Consider the following 23,844-nt stretch of genomic DNA (forward strand, 5'->3'; position numbering starts at 1 on the left):
TCATTTTAATTAATCTAAACTAAAAAAAATGTCTGTAAAAAACACACTTATACTTTTTGCCGTACTCTTTATTTCTCTTGGAGAGGCTAAGGCTCAAGATCAGGATCAAGGTCAAGGATATTACTTAGAAGATTTGCTTTTTTTTTCTTTTAGATACAATACTTTATTAGGGAATCCTCAAAGCATCCATCAAAAATGGACTTCGTTGGGTTATTCTACGGGTTATATTAGAGATATTCCTTTCACCTTTATTAGTGAGAAGAGAAATATAGGCATAGGGATAGGGATCTCTATCACCTATAACAACTATAGCAGCAATTTTAAATTATCTATGGATGATAAAGAGAATACACAGATTAGAATAATAGACAGCGATGAATATAATAGTTTCTCTTTATTTTATGTGGACCTTCCTTTGGAATTGAGATTTAGAACTTCCGCTTTAGGTAAAGCGGATTATTTCAGGTTTTATCCAGGCATTAAAGCTAGTTTATTACTCCACAATGATTCGATGACTGTAAATGGTAAAATTAGTCACGAATATAACAATCATTATCTTATTTTCACTAATGTATTATTTGGCCCCACTCTTAGTATGGGTTATGGAATTTGGAATTTGAACGTATACTATTCCATAAACTCTATCTTTAGGAAAGATATTAGTAGCGACATATTTAATGGTGAAAATTTAGATTTGAAAACTCTGAATGTAGGATTAACTTTCTATATATTATAATGCCTAAGCGTATAGTAATATTTGCTTCGGGTTCTGGATCGAATGCGGAGAATATAATTTCTTTCTTCAGAGAAGATAAAAATGTAGAAGTCTCTTTAATATTGACCAATAACAAAAGTGCAGGAGTTATAGATAGGGCTGAAAGATTAGGGGTAGAGTGTCACATTTTTGATAGAGATACTCTTTTAAACAAAACAAATCTTCTCATAGATAAATTAAAAAAAGTAAAGACGGATTTAATAGTATTAGCTGGTTTTTTATTGAAAATACCCAAAGGTCTTATCGAGGCCTTTCCTAACGAGATAATAAACATCCATCCTTCATTACTTCCAAAGTATGGAGGCGGTGGAATGTATGGGATGAAAGTGCACGAATCAGTAATCCACGCTAGAGAGAAAAAAAGTGGGATTACTATTCATTATATAAATGAATATTTTGATCAAGGAGATATTCTATTTCAAGGGGAGACGGAAATAGAAGAATCAGATACTGCATACACATTATCTGAAAAAATTCACGAATTAGAACACTTGTACTTACCTTTAATCATAAAGAGCTTAATAAGTCGATTGTAAATTAGGTGTTAATCACACTAACTATTTGATTACTTTTTAAATTACTAAAAACCTAAATCATATTTATTATAGCTTAATTAAAAGTGATATTTTTCAACAGCCTTATCGAGTTGTGAATTCAGTTTTATTTTTATTTGGAATCAAGAAAATTTAATGCACTTTTCATTAAAAATTTGTTCATATAAATACTTATTTATATTTTCGGCCTTTGTTATTTGAATTTTGGAGTGTCTTTACCCAAAATTCTAGTTTTATATTCAACTTTAGGCTAACGGTTCTCCTACGTAGACTTTTTATTTTTGTGAGGCAATAATCATAGTGAGATTAGTAGTTTTTGCAAACTAATAGGTCACTTTTGATCATGAGCAGATGATTATTTTTCTGTCTTCTGAATTATTTTTTGACGAACAAAATAGTTGTAAGAGAATGCGGCCTTTTAAAAAATTATAACATATATGAGAAATTCTAGTTTATTAATGTTTTTGACAACTATTTTAACTCTTCAAATATCTTTTGCGCAGTTAAGAATATCGGGTACTGTTAATTCTAAGGAGGACAATACGATTTCTCCTTTAACGGGGGTCTCCATTGTGATCAAGGGGGGCAATAAAGGGGTTTCTTCAGATCTTAACGGTGAATTTTCTATAGATGCAGAAAAGGGAGATGTTTTAGAGTTTTCTTTTATGGGCATGAAAACAGTTCTATTTAACGTGGAAAAATCAGATGTTATAACTATTGATATGATACCTGATTCAGATCTGTTAGATGAGGTAGTAGTAATGGCTTATGGCTCTGAAAAATCTAAGAGAGAATTAGTAGGAGCAGTTGGTACGGTAGGGAAAAAAGTGATAGAGAATCAGCAAGTTACCTCTGTAGCCAGAGCTTTGCAGGGTAGTGTCCCAGGCTTAACTATGATTACCAGCGGAGGGCAACCAGGTTCGAACCCAACTATCAGAATAAGAGGTATAGCTAGTATTAATGCCTCTGCAAGTCCCCTTTATGTGGTCGATGGAGTTCCTTTAACTGGAAATATAAACACTATTAGTTCCGATCAAATAGAAAGTATGACAGTGTTAAAAGATGCAGCTTCTTCTGCTGTATATGGTAGTAGGGCCGCAAATGGGGTCATACTTATAACTACCAAAAAAGGAACATATAACTCTCCACCTAAGGTGTCTATAAATACTGTAATAGGAGGAGCAATTCCAGCGGTAAAAGGTTTTGAATTCTTAAGTGTGAAGGACTATATGGAATTATCTTGGGAGGGTTTGAGAAATAGTTATTTATATACCAGAGATAAAACTGGATCTCTAATAGTAAACCCTAAGACAACTCCCCGACAAGCTGCCCAAAATGCTACGGATAATTTGATATCTAAGTTGGGCTATAATCCTTACGGTGTGAATAATCCTGTTGGTCCAAATGGGAAAGTATTACCCACTCTTAATAAGCCGTTGTGGGAGACAGATTGGGAAAAAGCATTCTACAGGAAAATGCCTTTGAGAAAGGATGTTTCTCTTAGTGTTTCTGGCGGTGGTGATGATTCTAAGTATTTCGTATCTGCTAATTACTTGGATACAGATGGCCCTGTTAAGACTTCTAATTTTGAAAGGTTTGCTACTAGATTGAATTTATCTTCTAGAGTTAATGATTGGTTAAATTTTACTGTTTTATCTTCATTTTCGGGAAGTCACTCTAATGTTCCACGTCAATCTGGAAGCAAAATTGCTAACCCTATGCTATGGGTAAATCGTGTTTCTTCTATTTATCCTCTTTATGCCAGAAATGATAAAGGTGAAATTATAGAAGATGACAATGGTAATCCTCAGTATGATTATAGTAATAGAAGAGGAAAAGGGGCAAATGCCCAAAGACCTAGATCTCTTACTACAAATAATAAGAATCCAGCAGGGCAATTTGAAAACGATGATGTTATTCATAAAAGGAGACATAGCACCTTAAATGGTATTATGGATCTAAGATTATATGAAGGGCTTCATTTTAAGCAGAATGTAAGTTTTACAAATTATACGCTTATGGAACATGATTACGATCATTATAAATATGGAGATGCTTCTAGGGTAGGTGGCAGAATTACTGAAGAAAGGCATATACATAGTAAGTGGAATTCTATTAGCTCTTTGGAATATCAAAAAAACTTTGGTCTCCATAACTTTGACGCTAAAGTTATTAACGAGTTTATGCATTTTACTTTAAATAAAATTACCGCTGAAGGGGAGAGACTATTGCCTGAGGTTAAGGTATTGAATGGCGCTGTTATTCCGTCGGGTATAGGTGGGGCAGTGAAGGCAGAGAAGGCTTGATGAGCTATGTTGCTATGGCTGGATATGATTACGATAAGAAGTATTACTTAACATCTTCTTTTAGGATGGATGGTTCATCTAGATTCCACAAAGATATTAGATGGGGTAATTTTTATTCCATAGGTGCTGGTTGGATTGTATCTAATGAAGATTTTATGGAACCTCTCAAAGAAGTGCTAAGTTTTACTAAAGTTAATGTGTCGTATGGAGAATTAGGGAATAATAAAACTATGGATGGTGACTATGTAGATTATTTCCCATATATAAGTACTGTTTATGAAGCATCTAATGGGGATAATATGGGTTATCTATTGAGTGGATTAGTGGAGGATAAAGTTACATGGGAGAAAGTGTTGTCTTTTAATGTAGGTTTAAATCTAGGTTTCTTTAATGATAGGATAGAACTGGATGTAGATTACTATAGGAAGGTGACTAAGGATTTACTCTTGGATAAACCTTTGCCACCTTCAATTGGATGGACAAGTATTCTAGTTAATGAAGGAGGGTTATTAAACTATGGGTTTGAGGGAGTTATAAGATCTAAAAATATTTCTACGGATGATTTTAAATGGAATACATCTATGAATTTTTCACTCGATAGAAACACCATAACCGAGCTTAATCAAAAAGAGGTTATAGAAGGCACCAAGAAGTGGATGGTAGGTAAGTCTATCTATGATTTCTTTATTCCAGAATACGCAGGTGTTGATCCAAAAGATGGTATGGCACAGTGGTATAAGAATGAAAAAGACAAAGACGGCAAAAAAACTGGCAAACGAGTGCTTACAAAGAAATACAGTGAAGCTGATAAATATTATCAGGGGTCTTCACTTCCAGATATTATAGGAGGTTTTAATAACTATATATCTTATGGAGATTTTGATTTAGATATTTTGCTAAACTTTAGTTTTGGAGGCATGGTATATGATAATTCCTATTCTAGCTTAACAGATGGAATGAAAAAATTAGGAAAACAACAATCTGTAGATATTAAAAAAAGGTGGACAAAACCTGGTGATAGAACGGACTTCCCTTTACTTTTAAGTAATTCTATAAATCGTGCTGGAGCGCTTTCTTCTAGGTATTTATTTAAAAATGACTATATAAGGTTGAAGGCTGTTACCCTAGGGTATAATATACCTAATAGTGTTATACATAAAATAAATTTATCTAAGCTGAGAGTTTATCTACAGGGAGATAATCTACTTACATATCAGAGTCATAAAGGAATAGATCCCGAACAAAGTTTTAATGGAGTTACTAATAGTAGATCACGTTCATTAAGAACATTTAGTCTTGGAGTTAAAATTGAATTTTAAAAGTCATGAAAAAATATATAACTATGAAAAAATATATAGTACTGTTATTATTACTTACATCATCATCTTGTGTGAAAGATATATTAGACTCTCCTAAGTCAAATTCTATTTTATATGAAGATGCTTTTAAAACAAAAGATGGAGTAGAGGCATTTATGTCTGGTATCATTAGAAATCTTAGTATGTATAAGGAGCAGTACTATGAGGGGCATGGATATGTGGCATTGCATTCTGTTTATTTAGCTAGGACTGTAAAAGGTGATGATATAATTATGGGAAAAGCTGGAGATCATTTTAGTGATGATTCCGAAAACAATGATAGAGATAAAACAGCAGATAGATCACATTTTACATGGGGCTTTTTCTATAGTCTGATAAATCAGTTAAATGTTTTTATTAAAAATGTCGAAGATGCCAGTATACTTGAAGTAGATGAAAAAGATAAATTTTTATCCGAAAGTAGGGTTTTAAGAGCCTATTGCTACTTTCAATTATCTATGGAGTTTCAGTCTGCTTATTCTAACAATAGCAGTAGCGGCAAGCCTTCTCTGCCTATATACAAAAAACCTTCTAATAAAACTTCTGTCGGCAAAAAGTTTTCTACACTAGAGGACGTGTACGCTTTTATAAAAGCAGAGTTGAAAGAGAGTATTCCTAAACTTAAGGCTGCCAGGATAAATAAGTCTTATATAAACTCTGCTGTAGCAAATGGTATTTATGCTAGAGTTTTACAGGTCACTCAAGATGATTGGGCAGCTTGTGAGACAGCTGCTTTAAATGCTTTGGGAGGAAAGGTCGATGACGTATTAAATTCTAAGTCATATACTACGGGATTTGATGATATATCTAATAGTGAATGGATATGGGGTATGGATCAGACTGATAAACAGCACATGGGGGTTACGGTCATGTCATCTTTTTTTGAACCTACTGGTAGAGCATATAGCTCACTTTTTATAAATAAAGAATTTGTCTCTAAGTTTACCGATACAGATGTGCGTAAATTATTCATAAAAAATGGTTCTGACGAAAGTGAACCTAAATTATATACAACCAATAAGTTCAAATTTAAATTTAAATCAGATATGGTTTTGATGCGAACCTCTGAGATGATGCTAATTGTAGCCGAAGCCAAATTTAGACAGGATAAAGGGGACGCTGCTCACGATATGTTGTATAAACTTCAAAAAAACAGAGATCCTAGCGCTGCCAAAAGCGCTAATACTGGCGATGCTCTTATGGAGGAAATTCTATTGGAGAGGAGAAAAGAATTATATGGAGAGATGGGAGTAGAATGGTTTGATGCTAAGAGATTAGGAAGACCTATAGTTCGCTCTGGAAATCACATGTTAGCAGGCCGGGGATTTGATCTCACTGCAAATGATGTAGGTTTTTATCTTATGATACCCGAAAAGGAAATAGATGCTAACGATAATGTTACTGATGATATTAATAACGATAGATAACAAGCCCAAGATTAACAAAGAGATCTATTTCTAATGTTTCATTAAAAAATACTTTTAACCTGACTTCGATTAATAATTTAATTAAAGCACTTGAGAACCTTGAATTAACTGCTATTAAAGAGATTAGTGTTTGTGATAAAAAGAATGTTTTAGCGTAAGAATTGTTAAATTCCGACTAAATCAGCCTCATAAGCATAAAAAGAGCCCAAAGCCAAAGGGGTATTTACTTAAATCTAAATAAAATCAAGGGATTCAAGCGTCTTTATTAATCGAAGTCAGGTAATAAAGTGATTTGAACGCAGTAAGCAAATCAGATAAAACAAAAAAAGCTGCCTCGGTTTTGAGACAGCTTCTTAATACCCTATACTTAAGACCTTCCTATGAAAATAGTTTGGAAAACAATTACTTGAAGATAATTGTTTCAATAGAAAAATTAAGAAAAAACCATTGGTTTTTACCAAAAAACGTCTTCTCTATTTATCATTAAATTTCTATTATTTCAAGGGTTATTACTTTACTGAGAGGATATAACCTAACTCAAGTTTAAAAATTTATCTCTATTTGATTGTGTAGTCAGCTGACTACAAGAAAATTAGATATTTAAAATTTCATCATCAGAGAAATGTAGATCTATCTCTCTCTTGGCACTTTGATCGCTGTCGGAACCGTGTATCGCATTAAAACTGATAGATTTACCATATAGTTTCCTTATAGATCCCTCTCTAGCATTTTCAGGATTAGTATCCCCTATAAAAGATCTAAATTCCTCAACTGCATTTTCCTTTTTCAATACTCCAGCCAATATAGGACCTGAAATCATAAAGTCTACTAATTCAGGAAAAAAAGGACGCTCGCTGTGCTCTTGGTAAAATAATTCAGCTTCACTCTTGGTGAATCTCTTCATCTTTAAAGCCACTATATCAAAACCAGCTTCTATTATCTTGTCTAAGATAATACCTGCCTTTTTCGCTTCTACCGCATCTGGCTTTATCATTGTTAAAGTTGTGTTCCCTCTATTCATATCAAAATACTTTTTATATTAAACTGAAAATCAAAATTATAATTTTACATCAAAACACTAATTATAAAATACGAGTACAATACGAGTAGAATTATTCCCTTTTTTCTGCCTAAAACCATTTTCTTAGGAATGATAGTTAGAGGTATAACCATACTCGAAATAATCAGCATCCATATATAATCGTCTAACATGTTCATATTTAATAATTCTATAGGCTTTACTACAACTGTGATTCCCAATACTACCAGAATATTAAATATATTAGAACCTATTAAATTACCAACAGATAAGGCATTTTCTTTTTTTATAATTCCAGCTATAGAAGTAGCTAGCTCTGGAATACTCGTTCCTATAGAAATCAAACTTATAGATATAATCCTCTCACTGACACCTAGAGATTTAGCTAGAGAAATACTTCCTTGTATTAGCATTTCGCCCCCTGCCCAAAGGGATACAGAGCCTATCACGAAATATAAAATAGTCTTGTATATCCCTATAGTTACTAAGTCTTCATCGAATTCACCATTGTTATTTTCTCTAAGACCTTTCCTAATTGATAAAAACAGAAATATTAAAAAACACAAGAGCATGAATCCTCCATCATATCTATCTAAATATTTATCCCTAAAAAATAAAAAATATAGCAATAGAGATGAAAATACCATCATAGGAGCATCTTTTAGATAAAAATCTCTAGTTAGCATTACTGGTCTTAGAATTACAGCTATAGCTAATATAAGACCTATATTGGCTATATTAGATCCAACTACATTTCCTAGTGAAATATCCATAGCTCCATCTAATACAGCTTTGATACTGACCATTAATTCAGGAGCAGAAGTTGCAAATGACACTATAGTCATCCCTATTACAGCTCGAGATATTTTTAATCTTAATGAGATAGAAACAGAAGACTTTACTAAGGCATAGCCTCCAAAGGATAGCAATGAAAAACCTAGAATTATACTCAATAAATTCATACTCATAAAATGCGGCTAAATTAACAAAATGGAAAATTAACTGTATCAATAAAAATCTGAAAATCCACTTGCTCAAACAAGTAGAAAGAAAATCCCCTTAAGTAATTGAACTTTTATCAATTCAAATAGCTATATCAAGAGTATAGCTCTTTGTAGATGTTATTTTTTTTAAAAATATCTACAGCTAAAAAAACTGCTTTCCTAAAGGAATTTTCATTTGCTATTCCCTGTCCTGCTATGCCAAAAGCTGTTCCATGATCTGGAGAAGTCCTAGTTCTTTCCAAGCCAGCAGTGAAATTAACTCCTTCATCGGTAGAGAGCATTTTAAAAGGCATTAAGCCCTGATCGTGATACATAGATAAAACAGCATCGTATTTCATATGGTTCCCCCTGATAAAAAAACTATCAGCAGAGAAAGGACCAAAAACTAATTTTCTATTTTCGTAGAAGTTTTTTATAACTGGTTTGATCACGCTGTCGTCTTTTTCTCCTATAATTCCTTGATCTCCACAGTGTGGATTTAGCCCTAAAACAGCTATTTTAGGATTTGAAATTCCAAAATCTCTCTTAAGAGATTTTATCATGATATTCAGTTTTTTGCTTAGAATCTCTTCAGTTATATTTTTATCCACTTCCGATATAGGAATATGACCTGTCACCACTGCTAATCTTATGTAATCACTAACCATGAACATTAGAGATTCCCCTTCTAGTTCATGTTCTAAATACTCTGTATGGCCTACAAAATCAAATCCGCTGCTTGAAATATTTTTCTTGCTTATAGGAGCAGTTACTAGAACATCTATATCTTTATTTTTTAGAGATGCAGTAGCTGACTCTAAAGATTCTAATGCACATTGTCCAGAGATTTGGGTAGGTGTACCCAACTGTATTGAAATATTATCATCGTGATTTTTAGCCAGGATATTTAATTTATTATCGCCAATCTGAGAAGGGTTATAAATTTTATTTATCGGAATTTCTTCCATATTTATTTTTTTCATGTATTTACATAGGACATCTGATGAGCTAAATAATACAGGTGTACATATAGACAACATATCAGCATTGGAAAATGTCTTTAAAAATACTTCTAACCCTATTCCATTTATATCACCAGTAGAAATACCTACCCTAATTTTTTTTTTATTTGAAATCATTATATTTCTATCGAAATAAATAAGGCGGCAAAATTACAAATAATATAGACCTAAGTTCGACTGATAAATCGCTTAATAAGAGCAATTGAAATCCTTGATTTTTATAGGGGTTAATGGTAAGTTAGAGTTACAGTTATTTCATCATTTTTCATAGTTTTAGGAGCTATTTGCCTGAAACTTGGATTCTTTTTGCAAAACTCACTGGGTAAATTGAAATACTTGAGTAGTACTATCCTGCCATAACGCAGTAGGTTCTAGCATAAGCACTTGATCTTTATTCTCTACTTTTTGGAGAAAGTCTTTACTCAGAGAGAGCTAAAATGAGTTCAATATTAAAAGAAGTGTTTTTATACACTTTCTTTAAAAAGGAAATCTAGGTTTTGTTATTACCATTTTTTTTAAATAATTGTAACTTGCCTTACCGACTATCGAATTACCAGTTTCCCAATCTGTGTAATAAGTCCAACCTGCTCCATAAAGTATATTGGAATCACTTTTTGAATAAGATTCCCCCCAACCCCAGTTCATATGTAAAAAAAGATAGCCATATTTTGAATAAAAGTAACCATCGCAAACCCAAGCATGACCTCCGCTATAGGTATAACGAATACTACTATTATTAATAGGCCAATAAGTAATACCAAACAAATAAGCATCTTTAACTTTCCTTTCCATAGACCCCCTTAATACAACAGGACGTCCATCAGCTAGAGAATGCACAACATCACTAGAGTTATAATTAGAGACATTAGCATCTATTTCCATTGCTTCAAATAGCCCTACAGATTCTCCTGAATAAGCCCCAGTATAATTTACTCCCCATTCAGCATCTGTATAATAGCCTATCATATAAAGAAATTTACGAGTAGCTTCGGTTCCTTCAGTAAGTTTCATTGCACTAAAATTAGGATAATGAAAATCAAAATTATCAAGCTTCTTAGGTCTGTTAGGGTTATTGTAGTAATAATAAAAAAGAGTTTGACCTATTGCAACAGGTACGCACCCAACAGTCATTTTTTTACCATTCATCATTACGAAAAACCCCTTTTCTTTATCCTGACTCCAATAGGTTTTAAGTAGGGGATTCACCCTGTCAGCTCTCGGGTCTATACCACCACCACCTATTATCATTGGAAACAGACTAAATTTCATTGAAGGATTAGATGCTAAATATTTATCCTGAGCTATTTTACCTTCAACAAATGAGTTTATATAGTCAATAAGACCAGGATTTACGTTATTGGGGTTAAATTTATTTTCAGAATAAAATAAAACAGGGGGCACTTTATTTATATTCAAATCTAAATAACTAGTTAGAAAATAACCATTTTTTTTGAGGCAAACTAGCTTTAATAATGGTTCGTGTTGAGTTAATCTAAAATCGTAAATAGTATCAATATCAGATATCCTAAGAGGATTACTTAACACATTAGAATTACGGGAATAGGTTGCAGTATTTGAATTCTCAGAATCATATTGTAAGAAAGTAGTATTTAAATATTTTAAGGCATCAGATACTTTATCAATATCTTCAATCTTTTTTTTATCGGGAACATCCGATAAATTAGAATCAATGAAATGATCTTTATTACAACTGCATATAAAAAAAAGGACGAAAAAAAGAAACAAGCTATTATTATATTTATACATGACTAAGATTTTTTAAGAATATTGTAATAATTTTATGTATCATTACAACGATTCAAGTTGATTTTTCAGGACTTGTGTGAATATACACAAAAAAAATGAAAGACTTTACAAAATTTACATGTATATTATTCACAATTTTTATAATTATCGTTTTTACTAAAGGTTGTGTGAATAATCAAGAAGATCAACCAATAGGAGGAGATACAAGACCACCACAGCTTTTTTTATGATTTAGATTTTATATTAATAAACCTAGATTTTAATAAAGAGGATAGTTTAAAAGTGGAAATAAAAGCTGTAGATGAAATAAAAACAATTGGATCTTTCTTTTATCTCAGTAAAAACACAGGTACATATTATAGAAATAGATTACATATAATATTCTTACCTCATAATAATTATTCATCTATAGATAATGGCAATAATTTTATAGATAATACAGACAGTACAATAGAAGGTGAATTCCTTGAAGTAAATGATGATATTGATCATTCTTTATGGGGTGTATTTTTCGATGAAAACAATGACAATTATAATAAACATGGTGATCCAAATTGGGATTTTTATGATGGATATAAAGGAAAGGAGAACCGAAATTTAAGAGGGATTAAAAGAACTTTTAATCTAAAAATATTTAAAAACGATTCTATTATTATTTTCAATAAAAACTTTACAGTAAAAACAGAAAAAAACCTAGAAAAGAGAATAGAGTATTTAGAAACAGAAATATTTGAAATGGAAGGGGTTACTAAAAAGGCTACAATCCATGAAAAAACATGGGATAATTCAGGAAAAAATTTAAAAGATCACTTTAGTAAAAATCAAGAAGATATAGGAAAGATATTTATCATAAATGAAGTTGAACTTAAAACTTTTATGTATATACATAGGCTGTAGTGCTCTATGGTTTATTTAAACTATTATTTTTCAAAAGTATGCCACTATTATTTTAGGTTCAAGACAACTTAAGGTAAATTTATGTGCGCGTAAACCCTTATCTTATCTATGAAAATGAGTATATAATTCGTTTGAGAATTTCTGGGGTAAAGTCATGTCTATTTTACGGTTATTTCACCTAGATATGGCAAGCGAAAAAAGTTAGTAAATTGACTAATGTAGGTCGTTATATTATCAACAAAACTTTTGACAAATTAGCCCAGATTATTCATGGTTATATTTCAATATTTGATATGAGGTGTTAATTTTAAAGGGTTTTAACCAAATCTAGACCACTTTAGATATTCCCCAAAAATGAGGAATAAAAACACATTGTTTATAACCTGAGTTAGATTGATAATTACTTGGAAATACTGGATAAAAAACGATAGATTTAACCTTAAAAAGTCATATGACTATGAATAATCCAGGTTAGGCTTGTCAATTGCTGAAAAACGCGAGGAAGAAAATCTCTTTTAGTCAAGGAGAAATAGAATTAGATGAGAGTTGTTTTGGTTCTAAACGAGTTAGAGGAAAAGGGGGATGAGGATCAGGATGAAAAGTTCCATTATTTGGTATGTTAAAGAGAGAAGGGAAAGTTTATACATAAATTGTAAAAAACTGTTTATCATTAGTAATAATGCCTATTATAGAGAGTAGAGCAAGTAAAGAAAGTACAATTTATACCGATGGATTTAAGTCTTATGAGGGCTTGGTAAATTATGGTTACAAGAGGTATTATAGAGTAAAACATAGTGAAAATGAATTTACAAAGGGAGTAAATCACATTAATGGAATTGAGAATTTTTGGGTACTGTGTAAAGTTTGATTATCCATGTGTTCATAAACACAAGTTTTATTATCATCTAAAAGAGTGTGAATGGAGGTTTAATTATCGCAATGAAAATTTGTATTTTTATCTGTGTAAAATGGCTAAGAAAAAATCCCCTTAACCTGGATTATTCATGGTTATATTTCAATATTGGGTATAAAGTGTTAATTTTAGTAGGGTTAACTAAAAAACAACGACTTTATATAAGGCCCAAAAATGAGGAATAAAAACACATTATTTTATAGAGGGAAGACTTCTGTTGAATTAACTTTTTCATCATCAGAAATTAGTTCTGATGGATCTTTAATCATGCTTGAAAAACTAGAACCAGATCATAGATTGATTCATTATTACAGTAAGTTTTTACTTGATACTCGAGACTCTAGATTTATTACTTATAGCAGAAGGTATCAGTTAAAGCAAAGGGTTTATATGATCATGTTAGGCTATCAAGACGCCAATGATGTTAATCATTTACAGAATGATCCTTTATTCAAAGATGTTCTTCAAGGTAATTTGGCCTCTCAACCCACTATATCAAGATTTGAGAATAGCTTGGGATAAACAGGGCTGTCTTTAAGTTTTTGTGATGGCGTGGGTTATACAAATATGTTTCAAGTTTATCTGATCGTAAGAGAATAGTTATTGACGTAGATTCAACTGATGATCCAACTCATGGCAGTCAACAATTGTCAATGTTTAACGGTTATTATAGTCAATTCATGTACAATGAACTATTTTTTCATGATGGAAAAACAGGACAGATTATCCTTCCTGTACTCCGCCCAGGAAATAGTCATTCTAATAAATGGTATGTGAGTATTTTAAAGCGAATAATTATCAAAATACGTGAGAGTCACCCAGAGATGGAAATAATTATTAGAAGTGATAGCGGCTTTAGTTGCGCTCCTTTTTACCAATTAGTAGATGATTTTGATTTACTATATGTGACAGGCATAGCGAGCAATGAAGTTTTAAAAAGAAAGGTATCTTGGTCAAAAAATGCTGTAAAAAAAATGTATTTAGATCAGGGAGAGAAGCACCAACATTTTATGAGTTTTACGTACAAAGCCAAGAGTTGGCACAAGCCTCAACAGTGCTATTCTAAAGTTGAGAGTACAGGATTAGGGATGAACATAAGGCATTTTTCTAGTAATCTTCCCCAAAAGGATGCTAGAGAAATTTACTTTGACTTTTATGTGAAAAGAGGTGATTCAAGTGAAAATAGAATAAAAGAAGTTAAAAATATGTGTTTTTCTGATCGTTTGTCAAATCATAGTTTTCTTGCTAATTTTTTTCGACTTATGATGAGTAGTCTTGCCTATGAAATGTTTTTATTACTGAAACAGAAGATAAAGAAAACAAGATTTGAAGTAGCAAAAAAATGGTTAATCAGTTTCGATTAGAACCTATCTTTCTCAAGGTAGGAGCAACGATTAAAATTACCAAAAGGCGAATCTATTATCAGCTATCTAAATCTTTTGTTTACAAGGGTTTATTTCGGGAAATTATTACCCAGTAACGGTTGTTTATTTGTGAAATGAACAACCTTGGGATAGTTACGCCTTGTCGTTAAAAAACCATGTAAAAACACTAAAAAAGAGCATTGTCATCCTAAAAAAAGGTGCAAAAAAACGACAAAGAAGATGAGTTCTCTTCGATTAGTAAAAAAGTTAAGGAAAAAATATCACGTCTAATCTATTTTAGTATGACTATGAATAATGCGGGTTAAGTTGTCTTGAACCTAATTTTAAATATCTTTTTTATAATTCAACATTATTATTTAAGATAGTTTATATTTAGATAAGCGTGGAGAAAAAAATATTAATTGAATTCAGTTTTTCAGACAAACCTGATTTAATAGCATTAAAAAAGGGGCATAAAAACACCCCTTTTTTGAAAATTAAAATATTTTGAATCTATCCATGTTATGGAATCGTAATAGCTTCAATGGCTGTCTTAGCAGCATAAACAGCATTCTTAGCTTCAGTAGCTTTATTTAAAGCCTCAGTAGCAGCATTCTTAGCAGTCCTGGAGTTAGTAGCAGCTTGTTCAGCAGCAGTCTTAGCTAAATTAGCTTTTTCAGCAGCTTCAGAATCAGAAGCTCCAACTTTTGCAGCAGCAGTATCAGCAGCAGTTTTAGCCTCCTCGGCTGTTTGCTTAGTTTCATTAGCTTTTTGAAGAGCATTCTCAGCAGATTGTTTAGCAGCTTTAGCCTTTTCCAAGGCAGAATTAGCAGCAGTCTTAGCTTCATTAGCTTTTTGGAGAGCATCATTAGCAGCATGGCTAGTTAAAGCAGCAACCAAAGCCTCAGCGGCAGTTTTAAGTTTCTCAGCCTCAGTAACAGTAGTTTGAACAGCTTGCCGAGCTTCTCCAGCCTTCGTAGCAGCTTCAATAGTAGCAGATTTAGTGGCTTCAGCTTTAGTAACAAGATCAGTAGCAGCAGTTTGAGTGGCAGTAACCTTAGCGGTAGCATCTGAAGAAGTATCGGTTATAGCGGTAATTAGAGCATCAACAGTGTCCCTAGCAGTATTAGCCTTAGTAGAAGCTGCGGCAGCAGCTTGCTGGGCTAATCCAGCCTTAGTTTGAGCATTTGTAGCAGCAATTTTAGCTTTTTGAGCTTCTTCAGAAGCCTTGGTAGCAAGAGCTTTAGCAGCCTCAATTTGAGCTTTTTTAGCAGCTGCAATGGTAGCATCTCTAGCAGTTTCAGCAGTATCCTTAGCAGTCTCAGCCTTTTTCTTAGCATTTTCAGCTTTTTGAGCTTCAGAATCAGCAGATTCAGCAGCATTTTTAGCGGCAGCAACATTAGTATTAGAAGCTTCAGCTGCATTCTTAGTAGTTTCAGCAGCATCTTTAGCTTGGTTAGCCTTATCAGCAGCAGTCTTAGCAGCTTGAGCCTGAGTAGAAGCAATGCCAGCTTGAGTAGCAGCAGTTTGAGCAGCTTGTTGGGCTTGTTCAACAGCAGTCTTAACAGTTCCAGTTTTAGAAAGTAAACTATTAACGGAATTAAAAGCAGTATCAGCATCATTCTTAGCTTTTTCAGAATCAGTCTGAGCTTGTGCAGCTGTATTCTTAGCAGTTTCAGCAGCATCTGAAGCAGTATTAGCTTTTTGAGCTTCAGCGGTGGCCTTAGCAGCAAGAGCCTGAATAGCAGTAGTTTGAGCTTGTTTGGCAGCAGTAATGGCAGCATCTCTAGCAGTTTCAGCAGTATCCTTAGCGGTTTCAGCCTCTTTCTTAGCTTCTTCAGCTTTTTTAGCTTCTTCAGCAGCAGTAACAGTAGCTTGAGTGGCAGCAGTAACAGTGGTAGCAGTCTCAGCTGTATTCTGAGCTTGTTCAGCAACTTGCTGAGCAGCTAAAGCCTTGTTGTAAGCAGTCTGGGCTTCTGCAGCTTTATCAGAAGCAGTTTTGGCCTTATCAGCAGCTTTAGTAGCCTCAGCCTGAGCTTGAGTAGCAGCAGTTTTAACAGCCTGAGTTTCTGAATTAGAAATTAAACTATTAACAGCATCAGCAGCAGCTTGAGCTTGAGTAGACGCAGTAGTGGCAGCATCTTTAGCAGCCTGAGCAGCAGCAGTTTGGGCAGTTTGGGCAGCTGTAGCAGCAATTTTAGCTTTTTCAGCTTCAGTAGTAGCCTTTTGAACAGCAGCAGTTAAAGCATCAGCTTGAGCTTGTCTAGCAGCAGCATCAGCAGTACTCTTAGCAGTATCAGCGTTAGTCTTAGCAGTATTAGCTGCAGCGGCAGCTTCTTCAGCTCTAGTCTTAGCCTCAGCTAAAGCTTCAGGAGTAGTAGCGGCACTGGTAGCTGTAGAGGCAGCCTCAATAGCCTCAGTAGCAGTAGTAACAGCTTGAGTAGCCTGATTAACAGCAGCTTCAGCAGTAGACTTATCAGTTAAAGTTTTAACAATATCAGAGGCTGCAGTGGTAGTAGTAGAAGCATTATCAGCAATAGTTTTAGCAGCAGAGATAGAATCATTAAGTTCCTCTTTAACTTTAGAAATAGACTTTTTGTATATAATAATTTTGTAATTTTTTACAAACTCGCTTTCTTCTATTGTATAAGTTATTGGAATAATAGCTTCATAAGTATTTTCATCATCTTCTTTCTTTTTGAAAGAAACTGTAGTTGGAACAGCTGGGATAGGGCTGCTTTTATAATTATCTTTGCCGTCATCTGGAATTACTCGACTACTAAAATTTACATCTATATCTAATTCAATACCATCTTTATTAACATCATTTTTTAGATTTGGACTCTCTAAAGAACCAAATGTTATTGTTTGATTTAAATTATCAACATTTGGAGTAGTAATATCAGAATTAGATAAGAGCTTACTATCATCAGCTTTAATCACAGTTTTAGCAGAATCAACACCGTTGGGTGCTCTAAGTGCTATAACTCTGTATTTTTTAACCGAGTTATCTCCATCGGCTGTAACAGTATATTCTATACCTGATTGGGATAAGTCAAAAACATTTTCAGTAACAATGATTTTTCCAAGCTCTTGAGCTGAACCACTCTCAGGATTTATAGTAGTGCCTTCGGATATCTCAATCGAAGGTTTAAACTCTTTAATTTCAGCACCTACACCATGAGGCAATAACAAAACATAGATTTTTTGTCCATTAGATTCAATAACTTTGGCATTTATATCAACACCTCCTATTTCAAGATTTTGAGATGCCCCTAATTTTAGACTTATTATTTCTTTAGGAATTGTACTTTCGGAATTTTCATTTTCAGGAAAAACATTGTTCTTATCACATGATAACGTAAAAAGAATAGATAATGTGAGTAATAATACTTTCTTTAGATCAAACATCTTTATAATTTCAATACTATTAAAATAGGCTAACTTTAAGTTTACTAAAATAGTTATAAATACTTATAAAATCATTTTTTTATATCCAAAAATATTATTGCCCTTTTCGCCACCTTATAAATCGACTTTTATTCTTGTTGTGTTCTCTGAGGCTTTTAGCAAATGCGTGATATCCCAATCTATTGGGATCCACACACATATATATATAGTCGTGTTTTTCGGCATTTAGCACAGCGTCGATAGAACTGATTTCTGTAATGCAAATAGGAGATGGAGGAAGACCTTTGTTTTCGTAAGTATTAAAAGGAGAATCTATTTTCAAATGTTTATAAAGGACTCTTCTTATGTCTTTTCCATCTTTTTGCTTCACAGCAAAAATTACTGTAGGACAAGACTCTAATCTTAAACCTTTTTTTAATCTGTTTAGAAAAACTCCTGCTACAATACGTTTTTCATCATTATTGGAAGTCTCCTTTTGAACTATAGAAGCCAATGTAGATACTTGTAATGGAGTTAGGTTAATATCTTTTGCTTTTTTCAATCTACTTTCATTCCAAAAAATCTTATTTTCTCTATATAGTCTTTTAACTAACCTATCGGCAGAGACATTCCAAAAAACTTCATAAGTATTGGGGATAGGTATGCTAATGACAGTCTCCTTAGTTAAATTGTATTTTTTTAAAAATTCCTCATCGTAAAAGGCCTTAAAAATATTTTCTGCGCTTTCCTCTACACTTTTAGATAGAACAATAGATAAGTCTTTAATCGTCTCCACATTATTAAAAATTATTCTAACAGGAGTCTGTTTCCCTTTTGAGAGTATTTCAATAGTTTCTAGGTTTGATAATCCTTTTTTTAAAGAAAATCTTCCAGATTTGACATTGTTATGATAATCCTTAGCGTAGGATGCTAACTTAAATGACATCTCATTTTTGAGATACGGGCTTATTGTATTTACTACTTCTGGAAATGTTGAATTATTGGGTATTAGAACAACAGCATCTTTTGTTATATTTCCTCCAAAGGCAAATGTGAAACAAAAATATACGATTACATTAAAAACAATTACAGCAGATATACAAGTGTGTTTTTTCATTTTGTATTTATAAGTTGAAACATATATTCATCTTTAAAACCGTCTTTTAGACGGATCCATTTTTTTTTAATCCCTATTTTTTGGAATCCTAAATTTTCAAATAGAGCTACACTCTCTTTATTTTCAGTTAAAATATTGCAAAATATCTGGTTTAGATAAAGTATATCAAAAGCGTATTTTATGAATAGATTTAAAGACTCTCTTCCTATTCCTCTATTTCTATTTTCTTTTTCATATACTAAAATCCCAATACCCGCCCTCTGATTTTGGGGATCAAAATCGAACATTTCTATAGTTCCCAAGGGAATGCCACTAATGTTGTTTTCTATCATCAACCGGACTTGTTTGGTAGTGAAAATATCTAAATGCACATTGTCTAAATAATCCTTTAGTATCTTCCTCGAAAAAGGGGTGCTAGTTTGACTTATTCCCCATATATCAGTATCGTTTTCCCATTGGTATAGAACATCGATATCACTTGGTTCTAAGGCCCTTAGATTTACATTTTTACCCTTTAGTATCATTTTAATCTATACTTGTTTCAAATATAAAAGTTGGCTTGGCCGTTAAATAGATATTTTTAAAAGTATCTCTTTCATTTTCAAACGAAACTCTCAGACTTCCTCCTAAGGTATTGACTAGTATTTCTTGAGCTTTTATCCAATTCATTTTTCTAGACACAATGGCAGCTGCTACCGCCCCAGTGCCACAACCTAATGTCTCATTTTCCACACCTCTTTCATAAGTTCTGATAAATAATTCTCCACTGTTTTTTAATTCTAAGAAATTCACATTTACTCCGTGTTTAGAGTACTGTTTACCGTAGCGTATCTCTGCCCCTTTTTTTACTACATCGATGACTTTTACATCATCCACTCTCTTTATGTAATGAGGTGATCCAGTATCTAAAAAAAAGTGATCTTCATGGGATATTATCTCATAAACATCACACATTTTTAATTTGACTTGCTCTCCTAATATCTCCGAAGAATGAACTCCATCTATAGCCTCAAAGGTTGAAGTGTTATTTATCAGTCCTATCTTTTTTGCAAAGGCAACTATACAACTCCCTCCATTTCCGCACATACTAGATTCTTTACCATCAGAGTTGTAATAGATCATTTTAAAATCATAACTGTACGATTTTTTTAATAGTATAAGTCCATCTGCTCCTATTCCAAATCGTCTATCACAGAGGATATTTACTTTATCTCTGATAAATTCATCATTTCTATCATCTATGATTATAAAATCATTTCCTGTAGCTTGATATTTATACAATTGCATTTTCATTATTTTTCACCCTGTTATAGTTGAGAAGTTCATAAAATAAATAACCGAATATCACAGTTGCAAGCAACAGATGTAGAGGTTGAGATAGTATGGGAAAATCAAACATATATGTAATTATTCCAGTTATAATTTCTAATATTATCAAGCCCGAAACTATCTGTATATTTTTGTTTTGTAAGGTTCTGTTTTTTATATATATCCAAACTAGAATAGGAATAAATATCAAAGAAAACGAACGATGTATATAAAACCATATATTCGGATTTAAAAGCCACATCTCCCGATTAGAATACTCATATAGTTTCATTTGCTTATCGACGAATTCTCTCAATTGTATTCCAAAGATGATTTGCATTATAAGCAGTATTGTAATTACTATTATTCCCATGTGAAACCCTCTATCGTATTTTATGATTGTTTTTTTGTCTACTGATAGATGCAGTATATACAAGTATAGCGACAAGATTACCAGAGCTGCAATCATATGTATGCTAATTTTGATAGGTGCCAAGACAGAATATACTACGACGGCTCCCAGCCAAGCTTGAAATCCCAATAATATCACTGATAAAAGACATAGAAATATCATAATTTTCTTTTTCTGAAAAAAAGACAACACAAACATGATGAGCGTCGAGATGCCTGCTAACATTCCAAATAATCGATTTATATATTCTATCCAGGTGTGTTTTGCGTTGAATTTAGTATAATTGTGTTTTGTGTAGACCGACCAATTCTCATGGGAATAATTTTCTTTAGATATGAAATCTCTATTAGAGACGTATAGTTTTTTATCTTTTATTATCACATTGCCTTTCTTAAAGGAGGTGTTTTCTCTCCATGTTATTTGTTCAATGCTAGTGGGGGGTATGTAGTATCCAAAGCATTTAGGCCAGTCGGGACATCCCATACCAGAGCCTGTTACCCTTACTATAGATCCCGATAGTATGATTATATACACTAAAACTATAGTTGTGATTACAGAGTGGATGAACTTCTTTTTCATTACGTGAAATATCGAGCGAAATTAATCAAAATAAAATAAGCCATTTTTAGGTTGCCATTATAACTTTTTCCTAAAAAATGAATTGGATTTTAGATTGAGACTCAATTAAATGAACATCGAATAAAAAATAATTTGAGTAATTTTGCGCAAATTATTTAAGTACTCAGTAGTATGAATTTTGATCTCAAACAAGTCGTTACCTGTATGATGGTATTATTCGCTGTAATAGATATTATAGGCAATGTCCCCATTATTATAGACTTGAGGAAGAAGGCTGGGAGAATACACTCTGGTAGAGCTTCTTTAATAGCTGGTGTTATCATGGTAGTATTCCTATTCCTTGGAGAATCGCTATTAGGTCTAATAGGTATAAATACGAGTTCTTTTGCAGTGGCTGGTTCCTTGGTTATATTTTTCATGGCGTTAGAGATGATATTGGGAATACAAATTTATAGAGAAGAGAACAGTCCTGATACGGTTTCTATAGTGCCAATAGCATTTCCACTTATTGCTGGACCAGGATCTATGACATCTTTGTTGTCTTTGAGATCCGAATACTATGTGGAGAATATAATATTGGGGTTGATAATAAATATAATTTTTGTTTATATAGTTTTAAAGACCTCAGAGAAAATAGAGAGAGTGCTGGGCTCGGCAGGGATCAATGTAATTAGAAAAGTATTTGGTATAATATTATTGGCTATCTCTGTAAAATTATTTACTTCGAACATAGGTAATCTCTTAGGTTAGCAAATATCTCGAATAAAAAAAGGGATGAACCATAGCCAAAACATCTCTATTAATGAATATTCTAGACAAGTACATAATAAAAAAGTTTTTAGGGACTTTTGTTTTTATGACCCTTTTGTTGTTGGCAATATTTGTCACAATAGATATAACAGAAAAGTTAGATAGACTTTTAGATCTAAATTTTTCTATAGGAGAATTGTGGGATCTATATTTTTTTCATTTTATCATATTTTATGGAAATTTATTTAGTCCTGTATTTATATTCATCTCCGTTATTTTGGTGACCTCCAAAATGGCTAATAACACTGAGATTATAGCTATTATGTCTAGCGGGATATCTTATAATAGATTCCTTAGACCGTATGTTATATCGGCCACAATAATAACATCTATATCTTTACTTTTATCGCATTGGGTTATTCCAGAATCTAACAAAACAAGAAAACAATTCGAAGCTCAGTACATATACAAGACATATTCTCAAAATAGTTATGATATATATAGACAAGTAAAACCAGGTCATTTTGTTTATGTTAATTTTTATGAGTCTAAAAATGCGATAGGACATGGTTTTTCTTATAATATATTCGATAATGAAGTTCTGAAATATAGTTTAGAGTCAGACTATATATCCTGGAATGAGGATAGTGAAAAATACGAATTGAGTAATTATAAAGAGAGAATTTTAACCCATGAACAAGACATTATAAATTCTGGAGAGACTTTAGATACTGTACTGCAATTTGATTTAAATAAATTAGTGTTTCAGGATTATATAGCCGAAACTATGAATTCTAAAAAGTTGAAAAATTTTTTAGATGATGAGCAAAGTAGAGGTTCAGAATCTATGGAAATATATTTAGTAGAGTACTACAAGAGAAATAGTATTCCCTTTGCTACGTATCTATTAATTCTAATGGGAGTTTCCTTTTCATATAGGAAGAAGAGAGGAGGCACTGGGATTAATTTATCCATTGGGTTGTTTATCGCTTTTTTATACATCTTCTTGATGCAGATATCTTCCACTTTAGCAATAAAATCAGATTTCCCAGTGTTATTAGCAGTATGGCTTCCCAATATAATATATGTTGTTATAACTCTTCTAATGCACTTAAAGGCGTTGAGACAGACTTGATAATTAGAGGTCTTTATTTAATTGATCAATTTGATCTTTCCTCCAACACATTCTAAAATACTAGAAGGGAATTTTTCTATCAACAAAAAATCGTGAGTTGACACTAAAACTGTTTTTCCTTCCATATTTATTTCTTTGAGTAAAAAGAATATCCCTTCAGAGGTTTCTGAGTCTAAATTTCCAGTAGGTTCATCAGCTAGGATAAATTCAGGTTCATTCAACAGAGCTCTCGCAATAGAAACTCTTTGTTGTTCTCCGCCCGATAATTCAAAAGGCATTTTAAAACCCTTTGTTTCCATTCCGACTTTCCATAGAGTTTCTTCGATTCTACTCTTTATCATTTTACTGTTTTTCCAACCTGTTGCCCTGAGTACAAAAGACATATTTTCATCTACAGTTCTATCTGTTAGAAGTTGAAAATCTTGGAATATTATTCCTAATTTTCTCCTTAAAAAAGGTATTTCCTTGGGTTTAATATTTCTTAAATCATAATCTATAACACGACCTTTTCCTTCTACTAATGGTAAATCACAGTATACAGTTTTAATGAAACTGCTCTTGCCGCTGCCAGTTTTGCCAGTTAGATAAAAAAAATCTCCCCTTTTTATCTCCACATTCAAATCGGATAAAATCATATTCCCTCCTTGGAATATAGATGCTTTTTCAAGTGAAAGAATTACGTCTTGTTGCATGAGCATTACAAATGGGTAGAATATATTTTTTTATTGTTTTTTTTTTTTTGAATATT

Annotated in this window: 20 protein-coding genes and 2 pseudogenes; 12 read left to right on the plus strand and 10 right to left on the minus strand. The window is 32.6% G+C overall.

Going from position 1 to position 23,844, the window contains the following annotated elements; all coding sequences use genetic code 11:
* Positions 1–28: 28 nt before the first annotated feature.
* The 5 genes from JBKA6_RS02470 to JBKA6_RS02490 all read left to right on the plus strand — a co-directional run bounded on the left by JBKA6_RS02470 (position 29) and on the right by JBKA6_RS02490 (position 6,420).
* On the plus strand, positions 29–736 hold the full coding sequence (locus JBKA6_RS02470) for an outer membrane beta-barrel protein (protein ID WP_096685534.1): 708 nt from the start codon (positions 29–31) through the stop codon (positions 734–736).
* Positions 736–1,311 carry a phosphoribosylglycinamide formyltransferase gene (gene purN / locus JBKA6_RS02475; RefSeq protein WP_096685536.1) on the plus strand — a complete coding sequence of 192 codons (576 nt, stop codon included), beginning with the start codon at positions 736–738 and terminating at the stop codon, positions 1,309–1,311. Before JBKA6_RS02470 ends, purN begins: the two co-directional genes overlap by 1 nt.
* A 455-nt stretch (positions 1,312–1,766) precedes the next feature.
* Positions 1,767–3,635 (plus strand): SusC/RagA family TonB-linked outer membrane protein, encoded by a 1,869-nt coding sequence (locus tag JBKA6_RS02480; protein ID WP_096685538.1) that lies wholly within the window; start codon positions 1,767–1,769, stop codon positions 3,633–3,635.
* A gap of 14 nt (positions 3,636–3,649) precedes the next feature.
* Complete coding sequence (locus JBKA6_RS02485; RefSeq protein ID WP_172843096.1) at positions 3,650–4,954, plus strand: SusC/RagA family TonB-linked outer membrane protein; 1,305 nt, start codon at positions 3,650–3,652, stop codon at positions 4,952–4,954.
* 23 nt (positions 4,955–4,977) lie between these two features.
* Complete coding sequence (locus JBKA6_RS02490) at positions 4,978–6,420, plus strand: RagB/SusD family nutrient uptake outer membrane protein (RefSeq protein WP_231952072.1); 1,443 nt, start codon at positions 4,978–4,980, stop codon at positions 6,418–6,420.
* A gap of 592 nt (positions 6,421–7,012) precedes the next feature.
* On the opposite strand, the gene ndk is transcribed toward JBKA6_RS02490, so the two are convergent.
* The 4 genes from ndk to JBKA6_RS02510 all read right to left on the minus strand — a co-directional run bounded on the left by ndk (position 7,013) and on the right by JBKA6_RS02510 (position 11,231).
* Positions 7,013–7,441, minus strand: coding sequence for a nucleoside-diphosphate kinase (gene ndk, locus JBKA6_RS02495; RefSeq protein WP_096685544.1), 429 nt, complete (start codon positions 7,439–7,441; stop codon positions 7,013–7,015).
* Positions 7,442–7,485: 44 nt separating this feature from the next.
* Positions 7,486–8,421, minus strand: coding sequence for a calcium/sodium antiporter (locus JBKA6_RS02500; protein ID WP_096685546.1), 936 nt, complete (start codon positions 8,419–8,421; stop codon positions 7,486–7,488).
* A 134-nt stretch (positions 8,422–8,555) separates the two neighbouring features.
* Positions 8,556–9,581 carry a 4-hydroxythreonine-4-phosphate dehydrogenase PdxA gene (gene pdxA / locus JBKA6_RS02505; RefSeq protein ID WP_231952075.1) on the minus strand — a complete coding sequence of 342 codons (1,026 nt, stop codon included), beginning with the start codon at positions 9,579–9,581 and terminating at the stop codon, positions 8,556–8,558.
* Positions 9,582–9,941: 360 nt separating this feature from the next.
* Positions 9,942–11,231: a C10 family peptidase gene (locus tag JBKA6_RS02510; RefSeq protein ID WP_096685548.1), complete on the minus strand. Its 1,290-nt coding sequence runs from the start codon at positions 11,229–11,231 to the stop codon at positions 9,942–9,944.
* A 282-nt stretch (positions 11,232–11,513) separates the two neighbouring features.
* Between JBKA6_RS02510 and JBKA6_RS02515 the strand changes: the two genes are divergently transcribed.
* The 5 genes and pseudogenes from JBKA6_RS02515 to JBKA6_RS07465 all read left to right on the plus strand — a co-directional run bounded on the left by JBKA6_RS02515 (position 11,514) and on the right by JBKA6_RS07465 (position 14,521).
* Positions 11,514–12,128, plus strand: coding sequence for a hypothetical protein (locus JBKA6_RS02515; RefSeq protein ID WP_096685550.1), 615 nt, complete (start codon positions 11,514–11,516; stop codon positions 12,126–12,128).
* 468 nt (positions 12,129–12,596) lie between these two features.
* A pseudogene (locus JBKA6_RS07460) lies at positions 12,597–13,124 on the plus strand (IS1595 family transposase); the annotation flags it as partial.
* Between the two features lie 91 nt (positions 13,125–13,215).
* Positions 13,216–13,563 (plus strand): transposase, encoded by a 348-nt coding sequence (locus JBKA6_RS07905; protein WP_096685554.1) that lies wholly within the window; start codon positions 13,216–13,218, stop codon positions 13,561–13,563.
* Between the two features lie 71 nt (positions 13,564–13,634).
* A pseudogene (locus JBKA6_RS02530) lies at positions 13,635–14,405 on the plus strand (IS1380 family transposase); the annotation flags it as partial.
* The gene (locus JBKA6_RS07465) at positions 14,384–14,521 is read left to right on the plus strand and encodes a hypothetical protein (RefSeq protein WP_157776895.1); all 138 of its coding nucleotides are present in this window, start codon (positions 14,384–14,386) and stop codon (positions 14,519–14,521) included. The pseudogene JBKA6_RS02530 and the gene JBKA6_RS07465, both read left to right, overlap by 22 nt.
* A gap of 406 nt (positions 14,522–14,927) precedes the next feature.
* Here JBKA6_RS07465 and JBKA6_RS07470 read toward each other — a convergent pair whose 3' ends face one another.
* The 5 genes from JBKA6_RS07470 to JBKA6_RS02555 all read right to left on the minus strand — a co-directional run bounded on the left by JBKA6_RS07470 (position 14,928) and on the right by JBKA6_RS02555 (position 21,211).
* Positions 14,928–17,816, minus strand: coding sequence for a hypothetical protein (locus JBKA6_RS07470; RefSeq protein WP_157776896.1), 2,889 nt, complete (start codon positions 17,814–17,816; stop codon positions 14,928–14,930).
* 94 nt (positions 17,817–17,910) lie between these two features.
* On the minus strand, positions 17,911–18,912 hold the full coding sequence (gene mltG, locus JBKA6_RS02540; RefSeq protein ID WP_096685558.1) for an endolytic transglycosylase MltG: 1,002 nt from the start codon (positions 18,910–18,912) through the stop codon (positions 17,911–17,913).
* Positions 18,909–19,436: a GNAT family N-acetyltransferase gene (locus JBKA6_RS02545; RefSeq protein WP_096685560.1), complete on the minus strand. Its 528-nt coding sequence runs from the start codon at positions 19,434–19,436 to the stop codon at positions 18,909–18,911. The genes mltG and JBKA6_RS02545 overlap by 4 nt, the downstream gene beginning before the upstream one ends.
* A 1-nt stretch (position 19,437) precedes the next feature.
* A complete protein-coding gene (gene dapF, locus JBKA6_RS02550) occupies positions 19,438–20,199 on the minus strand; it encodes a diaminopimelate epimerase (protein ID WP_317044162.1) in 762 nt (253 codons plus the stop codon).
* Complete coding sequence (locus JBKA6_RS02555; protein WP_096685564.1) at positions 20,186–21,211, minus strand: COX15/CtaA family protein; 1,026 nt, start codon at positions 21,209–21,211, stop codon at positions 20,186–20,188. The genes dapF and JBKA6_RS02555 overlap by 14 nt, the downstream gene beginning before the upstream one ends.
* A gap of 171 nt (positions 21,212–21,382) precedes the next feature.
* On the opposite strand from JBKA6_RS02555, the gene JBKA6_RS02560 reads away from it, so the two are divergent.
* Entirely contained in the window at positions 21,383–21,961 is a 579-nt protein-coding gene (locus JBKA6_RS02560; protein ID WP_096685566.1) for a MarC family protein, read from the plus strand.
* Between the two features lie 52 nt (positions 21,962–22,013).
* A complete protein-coding gene (locus JBKA6_RS02565; RefSeq protein ID WP_096685568.1) occupies positions 22,014–23,096 on the plus strand; it encodes an LptF/LptG family permease in 1,083 nt (360 codons plus the stop codon).
* A gap of 17 nt (positions 23,097–23,113) precedes the next feature.
* Here JBKA6_RS02565 and JBKA6_RS02570 read toward each other — a convergent pair whose 3' ends face one another.
* On the minus strand, positions 23,114–23,788 hold the full coding sequence (locus JBKA6_RS02570) for a cell division ATP-binding protein FtsE (protein WP_096685570.1): 675 nt from the start codon (positions 23,786–23,788) through the stop codon (positions 23,114–23,116).
* Positions 23,789–23,844: the final 56 nt, after the last annotated feature.

Source organism: Ichthyobacterium seriolicida, from assembly GCF_002369955.1.
GTDB lineage: Bacteria > Bacteroidota > Bacteroidia > Flavobacteriales > Ichthyobacteriaceae > Ichthyobacterium > Ichthyobacterium seriolicida.

Bases quoted from the DNA above. Each gene is read 5' to 3' on its own strand.
- JBKA6_RS02510 (WP_096685548.1), bottom strand. From the start codon at position 11,231: ATGTATAAATATAATAATAGCTTGTTTCTTTTTTTCGTCCTTTTTTTT.
- JBKA6_RS02555 (WP_096685564.1), bottom strand. From the start codon at position 21,211: ATGAAAAAGAAGTTCATCCACTCTGTAATCACAACTATAGTTTTAGTG.
- JBKA6_RS02565 (WP_096685568.1), top strand. From the start codon at position 22,014: ATGAATATTCTAGACAAGTACATAATAAAAAAGTTTTTAGGGACTTTT.
- JBKA6_RS02480 (WP_096685538.1), top strand. From the start codon at position 1,767: ATGAGAAATTCTAGTTTATTAATGTTTTTGACAACTATTTTAACTCTT.
- JBKA6_RS02470 (WP_096685534.1), top strand. From the start codon at position 29: ATGTCTGTAAAAAACACACTTATACTTTTTGCCGTACTCTTTATTTCT.
- JBKA6_RS02570 (WP_096685570.1), bottom strand. From the start codon at position 23,788: ATGCAACAAGACGTAATTCTTTCACTTGAAAAAGCATCTATATTCCAA.
- ndk (WP_096685544.1), bottom strand. From the start codon at position 7,441: ATGAATAGAGGGAACACAACTTTAACAATGATAAAGCCAGATGCGGTA.
- JBKA6_RS02490 (WP_231952072.1), top strand. From the start codon at position 4,978: ATGAAAAAATATATAGTACTGTTATTATTACTTACATCATCATCTTGT.
- JBKA6_RS07470 (WP_157776896.1), bottom strand. From the start codon at position 17,816: ATGTTTGATCTAAAGAAAGTATTATTACTCACATTATCTATTCTTTTT.
- JBKA6_RS02560 (WP_096685566.1), top strand. From the start codon at position 21,383: ATGAATTTTGATCTCAAACAAGTCGTTACCTGTATGATGGTATTATTC.
- JBKA6_RS02545 (WP_096685560.1), bottom strand. From the start codon at position 19,436: ATGATACTAAAGGGTAAAAATGTAAATCTAAGGGCCTTAGAACCAAGT.
- JBKA6_RS07905 (WP_096685554.1), top strand. From the start codon at position 13,216: ATGAGGAATAAAAACACATTATTTTATAGAGGGAAGACTTCTGTTGAA.
- JBKA6_RS02500 (WP_096685546.1), bottom strand. From the start codon at position 8,421: ATGAATTTATTGAGTATAATTCTAGGTTTTTCATTGCTATCCTTTGGA.
- dapF (WP_317044162.1), bottom strand. From the start codon at position 20,199: ATGCAATTGTATAAATATCAAGCTACAGGAAATGATTTTATAATCATA.
- pdxA (WP_231952075.1), bottom strand. From the start codon at position 9,581: ATGATTTCAAATAAAAAAAAAATTAGGGTAGGTATTTCTACTGGTGAT.
- JBKA6_RS07465 (WP_157776895.1), top strand. From the start codon at position 14,384: ATGGTTAATCAGTTTCGATTAGAACCTATCTTTCTCAAGGTAGGAGCA.
- purN (WP_096685536.1), top strand. From the start codon at position 736: ATGCCTAAGCGTATAGTAATATTTGCTTCGGGTTCTGGATCGAATGCG.
- JBKA6_RS02485 (WP_172843096.1), top strand. From the start codon at position 3,650: ATGGCTGGATATGATTACGATAAGAAGTATTACTTAACATCTTCTTTT.
- mltG (WP_096685558.1), bottom strand. From the start codon at position 18,912: ATGAAAAAACACACTTGTATATCTGCTGTAATTGTTTTTAATGTAATC.